Annotated in this window: 12 protein-coding genes and 2 tRNA genes; 9 read left to right on the forward strand and 5 right to left on the reverse strand. The window is 64.4% G+C overall.

Features of this window, described 5'->3' with window-relative positions; genetic code table 11:
• Positions 1-17 precede the first annotated feature (17 nt).
• Positions 18-527: a hypothetical protein gene (locus AC0L2O_RS27500; RefSeq protein WP_369723032.1), complete on the forward strand. Its 510-nt coding sequence runs from the start codon at positions 18-20 to the stop codon at positions 525-527.
• A gap of 67 nt (positions 528-594) precedes the next feature.
• Here AC0L2O_RS27500 and rlmB read toward each other — a convergent pair whose 3' ends face one another.
• Complete coding sequence (gene rlmB / locus AC0L2O_RS27505; protein ID WP_473371925.1) at positions 595-1,425, reverse strand: 23S rRNA (guanosine(2251)-2'-O)-methyltransferase RlmB; 831 nt, start codon at positions 1,423-1,425, stop codon at positions 595-597.
• A 211-nt stretch (positions 1,426-1,636) separates the two neighbouring features.
• On the opposite strand from rlmB, the gene AC0L2O_RS27510 reads away from it, so the two are divergent.
• A tRNA-Tyr gene (locus AC0L2O_RS27510) sits at positions 1,637-1,722 on the forward strand.
• Between the two features lie 48 nt (positions 1,723-1,770).
• On the opposite strand, the gene AC0L2O_RS27515 is transcribed toward AC0L2O_RS27510, so the two are convergent.
• The 4 genes from AC0L2O_RS27515 to AC0L2O_RS27530 all read right to left on the reverse strand — a co-directional run bounded on the left by AC0L2O_RS27515 (position 1,771) and on the right by AC0L2O_RS27530 (position 6,317).
• Positions 1,771-2,802 (reverse strand): LLM class flavin-dependent oxidoreductase, encoded by a 1,032-nt coding sequence (locus tag AC0L2O_RS27515; protein WP_473371926.1) that lies wholly within the window; start codon positions 2,800-2,802, stop codon positions 1,771-1,773.
• Between the two features lie 96 nt (positions 2,803-2,898).
• Positions 2,899-4,956, reverse strand: coding sequence for an ATP-dependent helicase (locus AC0L2O_RS27520; protein ID WP_473371927.1), 2,058 nt, complete (start codon positions 4,954-4,956; stop codon positions 2,899-2,901).
• Positions 4,957-5,080: 124 nt separating this feature from the next.
• Entirely contained in the window at positions 5,081-5,467 is a 387-nt protein-coding gene (locus AC0L2O_RS27525; RefSeq protein ID WP_473371928.1) for a YciI family protein, read from the reverse strand.
• A gap of 136 nt (positions 5,468-5,603) precedes the next feature.
• Positions 5,604-6,317 carry a substrate-binding periplasmic protein gene (locus AC0L2O_RS27530; protein ID WP_473371929.1) on the reverse strand — a complete coding sequence of 238 codons (714 nt, stop codon included), beginning with the start codon at positions 6,315-6,317 and terminating at the stop codon, positions 5,604-5,606.
• A gap of 346 nt (positions 6,318-6,663) precedes the next feature.
• Here AC0L2O_RS27530 and AC0L2O_RS27535 point away from each other — a divergent pair, with 346 nt between their 5' ends.
• The 7 genes from AC0L2O_RS27535 (at position 6,664) to AC0L2O_RS27565 (ending at position 16,254) form a co-directional block, all read left to right on the forward strand.
• Positions 6,664-9,072 (forward strand): ATP-binding protein, encoded by a 2,409-nt coding sequence (locus tag AC0L2O_RS27535; RefSeq protein ID WP_473371930.1) that lies wholly within the window; start codon positions 6,664-6,666, stop codon positions 9,070-9,072.
• Positions 9,073-9,422: 350 nt separating this feature from the next.
• Positions 9,423-9,496 (forward strand) — tRNA-Gly (locus tag AC0L2O_RS27540).
• Between the two features lie 216 nt (positions 9,497-9,712).
• Positions 9,713-10,204 carry a pyridoxamine 5'-phosphate oxidase family protein gene (locus tag AC0L2O_RS27545; RefSeq protein WP_473371931.1) on the forward strand — a complete coding sequence of 164 codons (492 nt, stop codon included), beginning with the start codon at positions 9,713-9,715 and terminating at the stop codon, positions 10,202-10,204.
• A 124-nt stretch (positions 10,205-10,328) separates the two neighbouring features.
• Positions 10,329-12,002, forward strand: coding sequence for a sulfatase-like hydrolase/transferase (locus tag AC0L2O_RS27550; RefSeq protein ID WP_473371932.1), 1,674 nt, complete (start codon positions 10,329-10,331; stop codon positions 12,000-12,002).
• A 125-nt stretch (positions 12,003-12,127) separates the two neighbouring features.
• Complete coding sequence (gene xylB / locus AC0L2O_RS27555; RefSeq protein WP_473371933.1) at positions 12,128-13,573, forward strand: xylulokinase; 1,446 nt, start codon at positions 12,128-12,130, stop codon at positions 13,571-13,573.
• Between the two features lie 127 nt (positions 13,574-13,700).
• Positions 13,701-15,224 carry a sugar ABC transporter ATP-binding protein gene (locus AC0L2O_RS27560; RefSeq protein ID WP_369723050.1) on the forward strand — a complete coding sequence of 508 codons (1,524 nt, stop codon included), beginning with the start codon at positions 13,701-13,703 and terminating at the stop codon, positions 15,222-15,224.
• Positions 15,217-16,254: an ABC transporter permease subunit gene (locus AC0L2O_RS27565; protein ID WP_473371934.1), complete on the forward strand. Its 1,038-nt coding sequence runs from the start codon at positions 15,217-15,219 to the stop codon at positions 16,252-16,254. Before AC0L2O_RS27560 ends, AC0L2O_RS27565 begins: the two co-directional genes overlap by 8 nt.
• Positions 16,255-16,467: the final 213 nt, after the last annotated feature.

Consider the following 16,467-nt stretch of genomic DNA (forward strand, 5'->3'; position numbering starts at 1 on the left):
ATCAACAGGAGAGAGTAATGCGTCAGATGATTTCGGGACTGGTCGCGGCGGCTGCCGTGATGATCGCAGGGGCCGCGCCGGCCATGGCCTGCGGGTTCAATCCGTGCCAGCCGGTTGCGCCGGTCTATTCCGGCTGTAACACCGGCTGCGGCGGCTACGGCGTTGGTTATGGCTATGAGCGCCTCGCCGAGCCGACGAGCCAGTACTATTATGTCAATCAGGGCCCGACCTATACCGGCCCGGGCTCGTTCGCGCCGTACCCGACCTATCGTGAGGATGCGGTCGTTGCGCCCGCTGAGTACGGCTATGGCCGCGGTTACGGCTACGGCTATCGCGGCGCTGCCGCGGTCGAAGGGCCGGCAGCCTATCCCTATCGCCGGTCGTATTATCGTCCGCATCGCTATGGCTACGGTCCGCGCTACAGCTACCTGCCGCGTCCGCATTACGGCTATGGCCCGCGTTATGGCTACGCGCCCCGCCACGTTCCGTACTATGGCGGCCATCGCGTGCTGCGCCGCTATTACTGATCGCCTGATCGGTTGAGTTGAGTTCGGAAACGCCCGTTCGCATCACGCGGACGGGCGTTTTGCTTTGCTATCGCTTCATCAGTCCGAGCCGGCTCGCGCCGACATAGAGCGAAAGCACGGCGGCGTTGGACACGTTGAGGCTCTTGATCTCGCCGGGCAGGTCGAGCCGCGCGACGACGCTGCATGTGTCGCGCGTCAATTGCCGCAGACCCTTGCCTTCAGCTCCCAGAACCAGCGCGAGCGGCTCGCGTAGCGCGACGTCGCTGAGGTCTTCGCTGCCTTCGCTGTCCAGGCCGACGGTCTGGAAGCCGCTGTCGTTCAGCTCGTTCAGCGCGCGGGCGAGGTTCTGCACGGTGATCATCGGCACGAGCTCGAGCGCGCCGGAGGCGGCTTTTGCCAGCACGCCGGTCGCTTCGGGACTGTGGCGGGCGGTGGTGACGATCGCCTTGACCGCAAACGCCGCGGCCGAGCGCAGGATCGCCCCGACATTGTGCGGATCGGTGATCTGATCCAGCACCAGCACCATGCCTTCCTGCGCCAACGTCTCGATGTCAGGCGAGGGCAGGGGATCGGCCTCGGCAAGCAGGCCCTGGTGCACGGCATCGGGTGACAGCAGCCGGTCGATCTCCTGCGGCCGGACGATCTCCGGCGCGATACGGGTCTCGATGTTTTCATCCGCCAGACGGCGGGCGGCGTTCTCGGTCAGCGTCAGCTTGCGGATTTGCCGCTGCGGGTTGGCAAGCGCCATGGTGACGGTGTGCCAACCATAGAGGATGACGGGCCCGTCGGGATGCGAATCGCGGTCGCGCCAAGCCGGCCGGCCGGTCGATTTTCCCGGTCGGTTGAAGGGCTTAGCCCCGCCCCGGGGGCCCTTGGGGATGAATTTTCGATCCTTCATGGGCTCGCTTGTGTCATGGGTCTCGGAATATGGCAATTTGGGCGTCCAAGGCGGCGATTTTAGCTGTTCGCCTTGGTTGACTTTGCCCCACCGCTTCCCCCATAAACGCGCCCGACCGCCACCCCTACATCCGGGCTGTCGCGGTTTTCACGTCTCCATGGCCGTCTTCGGTCCGCCGGCAAGGTCCGGCCCGATTGTGCTGCCGTCGAGCGGGGGAGTGTCCCGAGTGGCAAAGGGAGCTGACTGTAAATCAGCCGCCTTATGGCTTCGCAGGTTCGAGTCCTGCCTCCCCCACCATCCTTCGCTCGCTTCGCGAGCTACGGCTGGGCAAGCCGACCCACCCGCTCAACCCACCATCTCCCGCACCATTGGCACTACCTTCCGCCCGTAAAGCTCGATGCTCCGCATCAGCTTCTCGTGCGGCAGCGGGCCCGCCGAATATTTCAGTTGAAACCGCGAAATCCCGAGCGCCTTCGCCGTCTTGGCGATCTTGCGCGCGACCGTCTCGGGCGAACCGACATAGAGCGAGCCGTGCTCGGCTTCGCTGACGAACTCGTCGCGGCCCATCGGCGGCCAGCCGCGCTCCTTGCCGATGCGGTCGCGCATGGCCTTGTAGTCCGGCCATAGCTCTTCGCGTGCCTGTGCGTCGGTGTCCGCGACATAGCCGGGCGAGTGCACGCCGATCGGTTGTGCGGGCCGGCCGAATTCCTTGAAGGCACGGTGATAGAGATCGACATAGGGCGCAAAGCGCGTGGGATCGCCGCCGATGATGGCGAGCATCAGAGGCAGGTCGTAATGCGCGGCGCGCACCACCGATTGCGGGCTGCCGCCGACGCCGATCCAGGTTTTGAGCGGGCCATTCTCGACCGGGGGATAGACCAGCTGGTCTTTCAACGGCGGGCGCAGCTTGCCCTCCCATGTCACCGGCTGCTGCGACAACAGTGCCGCGAACAGGTCGAGCTTCTCCTCGAACAGCGCCTCGTAGGCCCGCAGGTCGAAGCCGAACAGCGGAAATGATTCCGTGAACGAGCCGCGGCCGAGGATCACCTCGGCGCGCCCGTTCGACAGCGCGTCCAGCGTGGCAAAGCGCTGGAAGACGCGGATCGGATCGTCGGAGCTCAACACCGTTACGGCCGAGCCGAGATGGATGCGTCTGGTGCGCGCGGCAATTGCGGCCAGCACGGTCTCGGGCGATGAGATCGCGAAATCGGCGCGGTGATGTTCGCCAAGCCCAATGAAATCGAGCCCGAGCTCGTCGGCCAGCACCGCTTCGTCGACGACGTTGCGGATCACCTGCGCATGCGCAAGCATGGCGCCCGATGCATCCCTGGTGACATCGCCAAAGGTATCTAGTCCGAATTCGAGCGGTGCGGTCATCGATCAGGTCTCTGTGGGGAAGATGGGCGAGAGGTAGTAGGTGACTGCTGCCTCACAAGGCCGACATTCGGAAATGCTCGGTTTCTGTTTGCCGACCTACCGCCACATCCCCCGCATCCGTGCGCCGATATCGACCTTGGGGCCCTGCGCCGCGGTGCGGGCGGCGCCTGCGGCGGCCTTCGGCCATGCGGTGCGCTCGAACAGATGGACCACCTGCTCCGGGATGAAGCGGGTGCGCGAGGCGTAGACGTGGCGGTCGCCCCTCGCGGCCTGGCCGTGAACGAAGAAGCGCTGCGGCACGACGAGGTGCAGATCGTCCTTGGCGCGGGTCATTGCGACATAGAGTAGCCGCCGCTCTTCCTCCAGCTCGGCGCTGGTGCCGGCGCCGAGATCCGAGGGCATGCAGCCGTCGACGACGTTGAGCACGAACAGCGATTTCCACTCCTGCCCCTTGGCGGAGTGGATGGTGGAGAGGATCAGATAGTCCTCGTCGCGCAAGGGTGCCCCGGATTTGTCGCTGGTCGCATCCGGCGGATCAAGCGTGAGCTCGGTCAGGAATTTTTCGCGCGAGGCATAGCCGCTTGCGATCTGCTCGAGCTGCATCAGATCGGCGCGGCGCGTTTCGGAATCCTCGTGGAGGCGATCGAGATGCGGCTCGTACCACAGCCGCACACGCTCGAGATCGGCCGGCCATTCCGAATAGCGGAGGTTTTCGACCGTGCGGGCGAAGTCGGTCCAGTCCGCGCCGGTGCGCGGCGGCGCCGGCAGCTGGCTGAGCGCGGCAATCGGATCGGGGCTCTCGGCCATCTGGTCGAGCACGCGTTGCGCAGTCGCGGGGCCAATGCCCGGCAACAGATGCAGGATGCGAAAGCCTGCGACGCGGTCGCGCGGATTTTCGGCGAAGCGCAGCAGCGCCAGCACGTCCTTGACGTGCGCGGCGTCGAGGAATTTCAGCCCGCCGAATTTCACAAAGGGGATGTTGCGGCGGGTCAGCTCGATCTCCAGCGGCCCCGAATGCGACGACGTCCGGAACAGCACCGCCTGGTGTTTGAGCAGCGCGCCTTGCTCGCGGTTGGCCAGCACTTCGTCGACGATGTAGCGGGCCTGGTCGGCCTCGTCGTGCACGGTCACGAGCTGCGGCTTTTGCGAGGAGGCGCGGTCGGTCCAGAGATTCTTGGTGAAGCGCTCGCGCGCCAGCCCGATCACGCCGTTGGCCGCCGCCAGCACGGGTTGCGTCGAGCGGTAGTTGCGGTCGAGCGTGATGATGTCCGCGCGCGGCGAAAAGCTTTGCGGGAAGTCCAGGATGTTGCGCACGGTGGCCGCGCGGAACGAGTAGATCGACTGCGCGTCATCGCCGACCACGGTAAGGCCGCGTCCATCCGGCTTCAGCGCCAGCAGGATCGAGGATTGCAGGCGGTTGGTGTCCTGGTATTCGTCGACCAGCACGTGATCGAAGCGACCGCCGATCTCTTCGGCGATCAGCGCGTCGCTCATCATCTGCGACCAGTAGAGCAGGAGGTCGTCGTAATCGAGCACGTGCTGGGCCTGCTTGGCCTCGACATAGGCCGCGAACAGGCCCTTCAGCTCGGCCGCCCAGCCCGCACACCAGGGATAGTGCTGGCCGAGCACCTTCTCGATCTCCATCTCGGCATTGACGCAGCGCGAGTAGATCGCAAGACAGGTGCCCTTGGCCGGAAAGCGGCTCTCGGTCTTCGACAGGCCGCGCTCGTGCCGGACCAGGTTGATCAGGTCGGCGGAATCCTCACGATCGTGGATGGTGAAGGCGGGGTCGACGCCGATCCGCTCGGCATATTCGCGCAACAGCCGCGCGCCGATGCCGTGGAAGGTGCCCGCCCAGGTGAGTGCGTCGCGCATGATCGCGGCATTGTTTTCGCCGAGCACTTTGCGGGCGATGCGCTCGACCCGGCCGGCCATTTCAGCCGCCGCGCGGCGCGAAAACGTCATCAGCAGGATGCGGCGCGGATCGCCGCCCGCAACGATCAGATGTGCGACGCGGTGGGCCAGCGTGTTGGTCTTGCCGGAGCCCGCGCCTGCAATGACGAGCAGAGGCCCGCCCACGGTCGCGCCATCGGCCACGCCGTGCTCCACGGCGCGGCGCTGCTCCGCATTGAGCGTGTCCAGATATGACGCCACGAATCGCCCCGGTGAAACGGCGAGGGTCGGCGATTTGCTTGCGAATCGCAATGCGGCGCGGTGGAACCGGGGCTGGGACTTTGTGGCCCCGCGCCGGGCGGGCACGGACACGCAAGTCCGGCGCTTATTTGCCTGGCGGCGTGGCGCCGAACCCATCGGCGGGCAGGAAAAGCCTGATCGGGCGGATCTCGTAAACCGCGCTCGGATTGGCCTTGCGCAGCTCGCGCGCCGCTGCAACCGCGCCGTCGTCGCTGTCGAACTCCATGATGTAGAAGCCGAGAAGCTGCTCCTTGGTCTCGGCGAAGGGGCCGTCCAGCACGATTCCCGCACCCGGCCCGCGGAGCGTGCGAGCCTTGCGGGTCTCGTCGAGCCGGGCGGTCGGCCCGAAATGGCCCTTGGCCCGTAGCGGCTCGCGGACGGCGCTCAAGTTGGCCATGACGGTCGCGTCCTCCTCGGCCGTCCAGGACATGACCTCGTCTTCCACATGGTAGGCCAGGATGGCGTAGAACATCGTCACCTCGTTGTTTTGGCTTGCGCGGGCCCAAAGGACGTATCGGCGCAGCCAAACCCGACAACGACGAGGCACAAAATATTACGTGGTCAGGGTTGCGAACAAGCGATGCCGGAACCCGATCGATCAGGCTGCGTCAGGGCGCGCTCAGGACCTGCTTGACGATGCTCTCGCGCAGCGTTGCCAACTCGCCGCTCGCCTCCATCTGCTCGATCACCTTGCCGACCTTCGGCACCAGATCGCGATGGCGCTCGTGCAGGTAATGGTAGATGCGGATGCGCTCGAGCGGCGGGGAGAGCGGGTAGATCCTGGCCTGCAAGTTGAGTTTGCGGACCGCGACCAGTCCGCTGAACAGGTCGGTGACCATCACGTCGAACCGGTCGGCATCGAGCATGCTGACCATGTTGTCGAGGCTCGTGGTCGCCGTGACGCGGGTCATGCCGCGCGTACCGGCTTCCGACGAGCCGACGCCGCGGACGATGCCGATGCTGTAGTCCCTGATCGAATTCCAGCCGTCGACATCGAAATGAAGTTTTGCGGTAAAGACGGCGGGCTCGATGTAATTGATCGCGGGCCTCACCTGGATCAGCGTCGGGTAGTCGCGCGAGAGCGTTCCGATCCGCTGGATCTCGCCGTCGACCTCGCCGGCGCTCGACAGCGCGAGCGCACGCTTGCCGGGGACATCCTCAAACTCGAGCTTGATGTTCAGCTTGGCGTAGACGGCACGCAGCATCTCGCCGCCGACATATTGATCCGGGATATCGGCGATGCGCGCCAGCCAGATGACCTCTTGCGCCTGCAACGGCCCGGCTGCGAGCAGCGACAGACAGACAATGACTATCCGCCACATGACGCGTCTCCCTCGGCATGCCTTCTGGCGCGCATGCCACTACTGGATTCAGATGCCCGCGTGATCTACCGGAGATGGCGCTTGCGCTGGGCCGCAACGCTCACAGCGCGCCCGCCGAGCGGGCGATTCCGGACTTTCACCGATGTCATTCTAGCATGCGAGATGGTAGTTTGCGCGAGATTCCTGTCGCTGGGCGCAACATATGACCCCGCCGACCTCAAGCCGCCCATGGGCCGACAGGATCACTGCGCGCATCGCGCGCTGAGGCAGAGTCTCGATCGTTGAACTTGCTCGCGGCTGCGGTCGGCAGCCGAGCAGGGTATCGCCATTTTCGGGGACGTGGTGCATGGGCAGCGCAGGTGCAGGTAACGAGGATCCCAAGCGCGGCCGCGCCGTTGTGCCGGCGACAGCGAAGCAGGATTTGACCGGCATTGGCCCCGCACTCACGCCGCCGATGTTCGCGGCGCTGCTGTCACGGATGTTCAACTGGTCGCGCAGCGGCATCGGGCCCCGCTTGCTGGCGGCCGTGCTGCTGTTCTCATCCGTCGTGACGCTGACACTGACCGCGCTTCAACTCTATCTGGATTACGATCGCGAGATCGGACTGATCGCGACGCGGCTCGACGAGATCGGCCGGAGCACGACGGGCAGCCTCGGAGAGAGTCTGTGGAATCTCGATCAGAACCAGCTCAAGCTCCAGCTCGACGGCATTCTGCGGCTGCCTGATATCCGTGCGGCAGAGATCCGCGAGGTCGCCGATCGGCCCAATCCGATCCGCGTCGAAGTCGGCGAGCGAAATACCCGTTCGGTCATGACCCGGGAATTTCCGCTGACCACCATGGTGCAGGGGACCTCGCGCGCGATCGGCACGCTGCGGGTCGAGGCCACGCTAGCCGAGGTCTATCAGCAATTGCTGAACAGGGCGCTCGTCATTCTGGCAAGCCAGGCAGCAAAGACGTTCCTCGTTTCCCTGTTCATCATCTACATGTTTCATCTGCTCGTGACGCGGCACCTCGTTGCGATCGCCGAGTTCGTCGGCAAATACAGCCTCGGACGGCCGCCGCCGCCTTTGCACCTCGATCGCCGGCCGCCTCGCGATCCGGACGAGCTGGACAAGGTGATCGATGCCTTCCACGCGATGTGCGCCAACCTCGAACGTGCCTATGGCGAGCTGCGCGAGGCCAACGGGACTCTCGAGCGTGACCTGAATATTCGCAGACGCGCGGAGGAGGATGCACGCGCGAGCGAGCAGCGCTTCCGCGACTATGCCGAGACCGCATCCGACTGGTTCTGGGAGACCGGACCGGATCACGTGTTCACCTACATTTCGGATCGAGCCGATGCTTTCGGCATGGACCACAAGGCCCTGATCGGCAGGCGCCGTTCGGATGCCGCCTTCGACCGCGATGCCGAGCCGCAGAAATGGCACGGTCACCTGGCGACGCTGGATCGTCACGAGCCGTTCCGCAAGTTCGAATATCGCGGCCGCGATGCGACCGGACACCCGCGCCATTTCAGCGTCAACGGCCAGCCGGTGTTCGCGGCGGACGGGCGCTTCATGGGCTATCGCGGTTCGGCCACCGATCTCACCGAGCAGCACGAGACCGAGGAGCGGCTTCGCCAGTCGCAGAAGATGGACGCGATCGGCCAGCTCACCGGCGGTGTCGCGCACGATTTCAACAACGTGCTCACCGTCATCACCGGCACCATCGAGATCATCCAGGAGGGACTTGCGGACAAGCCTGAGCTTGCCGCGATCGCCCAGCTCATCGACGATGCGGCCGCGCGCGGCGCGGAGATCACCTCGCAATTGCTGACCTTTGCGCGTCGTCAGCCGCTGGAGCCGCGCGAGATTGACGTCAACGCTCTCGTGCTGGAGACGGCGAAGCTCTTGAAACCGATCCTGGGCGAGCATGTCGAGATCGTGACCCGTCTCGCGGACGATGCGTGGCCCGCGATGGCCGATCCGTCGCAGCTCTCGTCGGCGATCGTCAACCTCGCCGTCAATGCGCGCGATGCGATGCGGGGCGGCGGCAGGGTCACGATCGAAACTGCCAACCGGGAACTCGACGGGACGGGCAACGGCGACGCCGAGACCGGGCCGTTCGTCATGGTCGCGGTCGCCGACACCGGCCATGGTATTCCGGCCGACATCCGCGACCGCGTGTTCGAACCGTTCTTCACCACCAAGGGGGTTGGCCGCGGCACCGGACTTGGACTGAGCATGGTCTACGGCTTCGCCAAGCAGACCGGCGGCACCGTTGCGATCGAGAGTGAAGAAGGCCGCGGCACCGTGATGCGGCTGTTCCTGCCGCGATCGGCAGGCGAGGCGCCCGCCAGGACGGGGCCGGTGCAGGCGCCGGTGGCGGCGCGCGGGCACGAGACAATCCTCGTGGTGGAGGATGATCCGCTGGTGCAGGGCTATGTCATCGCCCAGCTCGGCAGCCTCGGTTATCGCACGCTCACCGCCAGCGATGGCGCAACCGCGCTCGCGCTGGTCGAGCAGGGCGCCAGCTTCGATCTCCTGTTCACCGACATCATCATGCCCGGCGGCATGAACGGGCGGGAATTGGCCGAAGCCGTCCGGCTGCGCCAGCCCGGGGTGAGGGTGCTCTACACCTCCGGCTACACGGATGACGCCATTGTCCATGAGGGACATCTCGATCCCGGCGTGGCGCTGCTCAGGAAGCCTTACCGGAAATCGGACTTGTCGCGGAAGATCCGCGAAATTCTCGCCGGCGAGCCGCCCGCCTGAGCGGCGCGCCCGATATCAACGAACCCGATGCAACGAAAAAGGCGCGGCGGGGAGAGCCCCGTCGCGCCCGATTTCTTGCTCGCTGGTCCAGGGCCGAGAGCGCCCCGATGCCAAGCCCTTTTCAAAGCTTAGCGGGCGATCCCAGCGAGGTGACAGCGCTTGGTAAGAGACACTGGATCACCTCCTTTCGTTGGTTGCGGAAGACATCAATATAGGCGGCAACGCCGCGCTTGTTAAGGGGAGGCGGCCGGGGAGCAACGATGGCCATCCACCAAGGCCCGGGAACGCTGCCGAAAGCCGCCTCCTGGACAGTTGAGACCGCCGCCCGGCCGTGTTAGGGAGCCCGTGATGCGGGTGTAGCTCAATGGTAGAGCAGCAGCCTTCCAAGCTGAATACGAGGGTTCGATTCCCTTCACCCGCTCCAACCTTTTCGCGAAATTGTTCTACGATTTAGCACGATCGCGCCCGCTCGACGCAGCGCCGCGCAGCAGTGATCCTTCTCGGGTGTTCCGGCACGATCAGGAACGGATCGGCCGTTTCCGGTTTGTCATATGTGCTGTGCCGGCAATTCCAATGCGGTCGCAAATGACCACGGATCGCCGGACCGGGTCACTTCGAACACTGCAGCTCGGTTTAACTTATGAGCAAGAAAGATCCTGTCGACCGCGTCTGGGACATTATCCAAAACGTCGGCGTGTGCATGCTGACGACGCAGTTCGGCGATGGACTGCGTGCGCGGCCGCTTGAAGCGAGACCCGACCGCGATGCCGGCGTGATTTTCTTCGTAACCGACCTCCATAGTCCCAAGGAGGACGAAATCGAGGCCGCGCCCGATGTCGGGCTGGTCTTCATCGATTCGAGCGCCAACGCCTACCTGTCGATCACCGGTCGCGCCTCGGTCATGCGCGATCCCGACAAGACCAGGGCCGTGTGGCGAAAAACCGACGAGGTGTGGTGGCCGGGTGGCCCGAACGATGCAGACGTATCTTTGTTGCGGGTCGAGCCTTTCACCGCGGAATTGTGGGACGGACCGGCGAGCTCCGCCGTTGCGGCATTCGAGTTTGCCAAGGCGAGATTGACCGGCGAAAAACCTAATCTCGGTGAGAACCGCAAGGTGACGGTCAAGATGTGAGTACGCGGACCGAGCTCATCCCGCGCAGAATCGAGGACTTGTGAGCCGCAGCCGCGATCTGCACCCGCGTCAATAGGCCTTCAGCCTCATTGAAGAGGTCGCGCTTTCAGAGCATCATGCCGCGATGTTGTTGGGTTTGGCGATTGTAGGAGCCATCGGCCTCGTTGTGCTGGCGGAACGGAGTGCCGAGCAGCTTCTGTTTGCAATGGCCGCACTGTCATTTACCGCCGCCCTGATGCTGATTTTCGTTGCGGATCTTGAGAGGGCGGTGCTGCTGTCTTGCCTTCTGGTGATCGCGATTGCCGGACTATCGATCGTCAAATTCGATCACAGCGCACTCAAACTCACGGTGTCCGACTTGCCGCTCGTGTTCGCAGGGACGGTCCCATTTTTTGTGTCGCAATACCCACGCATGATGTTGGGTGTTCTGGTGGGAAGCTTCCTTCTCGCCTTTGCGTCGGCCGCGGTCTTGTTCTACGCCGCTGGATCTCCGATTTCGTTCGAGCTTCGAATTCTCCTGTTCGGTCTCGCCCTCATTTGCTTCGCCAGCATCTTTGCGGCGAAAGGCGCGTCGTCTTGGCGGCTGACGCTGTCCCAGCCGCGCTGCTTCTACTCGAGCTTCATGGCCTCGCTCGTCGACCCCGCTTCCTGGCAGCAGTTCGGCCGGCTGACGCTCAGTGACATCGCAATCGAGCCACTGCCGCTCAGGGCGGCGGTGCCGGCGCGCTCAACCCGCTTTCCCGATATCATCGTGATCCAGCACGAATCGGTTTTCGACCCCCGCATTTTTGGCTTGCCGATTGAGCCCGTCGTCGAGGCCTTCCTGTCCCCTGAAGACGGTGAACACGGGTGCCTCAACGTGGACATCTTCGGGGGCGGATCGTGGCAGTCTGAATTCAGCCTGCTGACCGGTCTTTCGAGTGCAAGCTTCGGGTCGAGTGCCTACCAGCTCTTCAGAAAGGGCGCAGGCCGATTCCACAGCAGCCTCACCCATTCGCTGGCCTCGCTCGGCTATCAGACAACGCTGATGTCGAGCTGTCGTCGCAGTTTTCTCAACTATGATGAATTCTACAGCTCGATCGGGATGAACGAACGCATTTTCATCGACGACATTCCGCCACCGTTCGATATCAGGCGTTTCGAGGCGACAAATTCCGACGCGTTGTTCCTGGAGGCGGTGATCGACGGCTATGCAAGCAGCATTGCTGACAATCCGGCAACGCCTCGATTTCTGTACGTGCTGACCAACTTCAATCACGGCCCGCATGACAGGCGCCTGGTTGCGCCGGGACAGTTTGAAAGCGAGCGCGCTTTCGCTATGGCGCACCTGCCTGATCGCAGATACGCCGAGTATTATGCGCGGCTGGTGGAGACCGCCTCAACCTGGCAAAAGCTCAAGCTGAAGCTGGAAAAAACCCTTCCAGAGCGCCCGCTTCTCGTGGTGCATTATGGCGATCACCAACCCGTATTCACCAATCGAATCGATCGGCAGCTAAAGCTCGCGGCCGACGCGCGGCGTGCGTTCCAAACATTTTACGCGATGGAGGCCTTGAACATCCCTCCCGAGCAATTCGGATCCGGACGAGGCCCCGATCTCGACATCGCCTTTCTTGGAACTGTGGCGTTGCAACGCGCAGGCCTCCCGCTCGATCCGATATTCTCGACCCGCGCCAGCTTGCTTGAGGATTGCGGGCAAACCTACTTTGCGTCGGCCTCCGAACGGAAACGCCGGTTCCACCGCACGTTGGTCGATATGGGCCTGGTAGACCTGGTTCGAAATGTTCGACAGGCGGGCTAGTCCAGCCTCGATGATCAGCTTGGGAGGCGCGCGTCCCTTGACGCGATCAGCCTTCTTGGATTGATTGGACGACCCGACGTCGCGGCGCGCGTCGTCCATTTCGACGCCAGCAATTGTAAGCATCCATGTATCTCGGCATCGATCTCGGCACGTCGGCGGTCAAGACTGTTCTTGTCGACGGCGCCCAGCGCGTGATTGCAAGCGAGAGCCGGGCGCTGACGTCCGCCTCGCCGCTATCAGGCTATTTCGAGCAGGATCCCGCGCAGTGGATCGACGCGGCTTTTGCCGCCCTGGACGCCTTGCAGGCGAGGCATGCCAGAGAGTTGGCGGCGGTCGAAGGGATCGGACTGTCCGGCCAGATGCATGGCGCCACGCTGCTTGACGCGCGCGCAAAGCCGTTGCGGCCCTGCATCCTGTGGAACGACGGACGGTCCGCCGCGGAGTGCCGCATTCTGGAACAACGCTGGCCCGCTTTGCGTGCGACAACTGGCAACAAGGCGATGCCGGGATTCACCGCGCCCAAGCTGCTCTGGATCGCGGCGCACGAGCCCGAGATTTTCGCGGCGACGAAGCTCGTCCTGCTTCCCAAGGCCTATCTGCGCCTGGTGCTGACGGGCGAAGCGATCGAGGACGTTTCGGATGCATCGGGCACGCTGTGGCTCGACGCCGCGCGCCGGGACTGGTCGGATGCGGCATTGGCGGCGACCGGCCTGTCACGCGCGCACATGCCGCGTCTGGTCGAGGGCTGCGCGCCCGCGGCAACATTGCGCAACGAGCTCGCGCAGCGCTGGGGCATGACTAAGCGGCCGATGATCGCGGGCGGCGCCGGTGACAATCCGGCGGGCGCCATCGGCATCGGCGCGATCAGGCCTGGAAACGCCTTTATTTCGTTGGGGACCTCGGGTGCCTTGCTGGCGCCGACCAGCACGATCGCCGCCAACCCCGACCGCGTGGTCCACACCTTCTGTCACGCGATCCCGGCAATGTGGATTCAGGCCGGCGCGATCCTTTCGGCGGCCTCCTGCCTGGCCTGGATCGCGCGCCTGTTCGGCGTCGCCGAGGCCGAGCTGCTGGCGCCGCTTGGGCCGCGCCCGCAGGCGCCGTCCACCGTGAACTTCTTGCCTTATCTCGCGGGCGAGCGGACCCCGCACGACGACCCCGCCGTGCGCGGCATGCTCGACGGGTTGAGCCACGGCACCGATCGCACGACGATCGTGCAGGCCGTGCTTGAGGGCGTCGGCTTCGCGCTCGCTGACTGCCGGGATGCGCTAGCTCACGCCGGCATTGCGGTTGCGGAAGCCGACGTCATCGGCGGCGGTTCACGATCCCGGTTCTGGCTGTCGGTGCTGGCCAATGTTCTGGATATTCCGGTCCATCGCTTTGCCGACGGCGAGACCGGTGCAGCGTTCGGTGCGGCGAGATTGGGGCGGCTTGCTGTCACGGGCGAGGCAGTCGAGGCCGTCTGCACGCCACCGCGACGGATCGAGACATTCGAACCTGAAAGCCTGCTCGTCGATGCCTATGCCGAGCGGCTACCGGCGTGGCGCGAATTATACAGGCCGCGCCACTAGCATCATTCAATTTCACATTCCTCGCTGTTCGGTATTGCCGTGCGCCGCGGCCTTTTGTTTAATGTCCGAACCGCGCTGGCAGGACACGAGACGCGGGTGGGAAACGCGTTGTGCGCCGGGAGGCACGATGAACGATCCGATCCTCGAGATGCGCGGGGTCTCAAAATCCTTCTTCGGCATCAAGGCGCTGCGTGCGGTTGACCTGACCGTCTATGCCGGCGAGATCCATGCGCTGATGGGGGAGAACGGGGCCGGTAAATCAACCCTGATGAAAATTCTATCGGGTGCCTACCGGCCCGATGCCGGGGGCGAGATCCGCATCGAGGGCAAGCCGGTGCGGATCGAAGGCCCGCTCGGCGGCCGTGCCGCGGGCATCTCGATCATCTATCAGGAACTGTCTTTGGCCCCCAATTTGAGCGTCGCGGAGAATATTTATCTCGGTCGCGAGGTGTCCCGTTCCGGATTTTTGGCGCGGGGCGCCATGCGCGAGGGCGTTGGCCCGATCCTGGAGCGGCTGGGCGCGGATTTCCTGCCGTCGACCTTGGTGGCGCATCTCTCCATGGGCCAGCGCCAGCTCGTCGAGATCGCGCGTGCGCTGCACGCGAGGTCAAAAATCCTGATCATGGACGAGCCAACCACCGCGCTGTCGGCCGGCGAGAGCGAGCGGCTGTTTGCCCTGATCCGCCAGCTCCGCGCCGAGGGGCTCGCCATCATCTACATCTCGCACCGCATGGACGAGGTCTATGCGCTCGGTGACCGCGTCACCGTGCTGCGCGACGGACGCCTGGTCGGCTCGCTCGACAAGCAGGATATCCGGGCCGACACCATCGTCCGCCTGATGGTCGGGCGCGACGTCTCCTCCTTCTACAAAAAGGATCATGATCCCGGGGCCGGAAAGGGGCACCCCGTGCTCGCTGCGGTCGATATGGCCGACGGGCAGCGCGTCAAGGGCTGCTCGCTCACGGTGCACGCCGGCGAAGTGGTCGGGCTCGCCGGCCTGATCGGTGCTGGCCGCACCGAGCTTGCGCAACTCATCATCGGCGCAGCGCCAAGAACATCGGGACATCTCGAGCTAGAAGGCCGCCCGATCGACATCCGAACCCCGGGCGAGGCGCTCGAGGCCGGCATCGCCTATCTGACCGAGGACAGGAAGGCGCTCGGCCTGTTTCTCGACATGTCATGTCTGGACAACATCAACCTCGCGGTGCTCGGGCGCGATGCGAAGCTTGGCTGGTTCCTGGATCGCGACAAGGCGCGCGAGCGCGCCAACAGAGCCTTCACGGGGCTCAGTATCCGCGCCGCCAATGTTGGCGTCTCCGCAGGTGGCCTGTCCGGCGGCAACCAGCAAAAGGTGCTGTTGTCTCGGCTGCTTGCCATTGCCCCGAAGGTGCTGATCCTGGACGAGCCGACGCGCGGCGTTGACGTCGGCGCCAAGTCGGAGATCTATTCGATCATCGACAATCTCGCCAAGGCCGGCACCGCGATTCTTGTCATTTCGTCCGATCTGCCTGAAATCATCGGTATCTGCGATCGCGTCCTGGTCATGCGGTCGGGGCATATCGCTGGCGAGGTCAGGCGCGGCCCGACTTCGCCGCTGACACAGGAAGACATCATGGCGCTTGCGACTGGGATGGAGCATCTCGATGCCTGAAAATGGAGCCTCGAAGGCCCAGCCCACACCAACGACCAATGGTGCTGCCGCAGAGACGAAACGACTGCGGGTGAGGGCCCTGATCAGCGCACTCGGCATGCTGCCGGTACTGCTGCTGCTCTGCATCGGCTTTCACTATTTGTCGGAGGGCCGTTTCTTCACCGGCCAAAATCTCGGCATCGTCCTGCAACAGGCGGCCGTCAACACCGTGCTTGCTGCGGGCATGACTTTCGTCATTCTCACCGGCGGCATCGACCTCTCGGTCGGCTCGATTCTGGCAGCAGCGGCGATGGCGGGCCTGACGATCTCGAAACTGCCCGAGCTGAGCGCGCTGTGGCTGCCGGTTGCGGTGCTCACGGGGCTCGGCTTCGGCGTCGTCAATGGCGCGCTGATCGCGCTGTTGCGTCTGCCGCCGTTCATCGTCACGCTGGGATCGCTCACCGCGGTGCGCGGTCTGGCGCGGCTGCTCGGCGCCGACACCACCGTGTTCAATCCATCCATTCCCTACGCCTTCATCGGCAACGGCTCACTGACACTGGTTCCGGGCGTCGTGTCGATCCCCTGGCTCTCGGTGATTGCTCTGCTCGTCATCCTGTTTTCGTGGCTGGTGCTGCGCCGGACCGTGCTCGGCGTGCACATCTACGCCGTGGGCGGCAATGAGAGCGCGGCGCGGCTTGCCGGTATCAAGGTCTGGGCCGTCCTGATCTTCGTCTATGGCGTGTCGGGATTGCTGGCTGGGCTCGGGGGTGGCATGCAGGCGGCGCGGCTCTATGCGGCCAATGGCTTGCAGCTCGGACAAAGCTACGAACTTGATGCCATCACCGCGGTCATCCTCGGTGGCACCTCTTTCGTCGGGGGCATCGGCTCGATCTGGGGCACACTGGTCGGCGCGCTGATCATCGCCGTTCTCTCGAACGGCCTGATCCTCACCGGCGTCTCCGACATCTGGCAATATGTGATCAAGGGTCTGGTGATCATCGGCGCCGTGGCGCTGGATCGCTATCGGCTGCAAGGCTCCGCCAGAACCTGAAGGCTCCGCCAGAACCTAAAGGCCCGGTGCGCAGCTGAGCGCGTAGGGTGTGACGCGAGATTCCGTTACGGCGACTGGTCTGCCGTGCCGGATTGAAGATAGACCAGGGAGGAAGCCAATGTTGAAGACGATCACACTCGCCGGCGCCGCGATGGCGCTTGCCCTGAGCACCTCGCCGTCCTTTGCCAAAGAGCTGAAGTCGATCGGCGTCTC

This window comes from Bradyrhizobium sp. Kon10 (assembly GCF_055807395.1).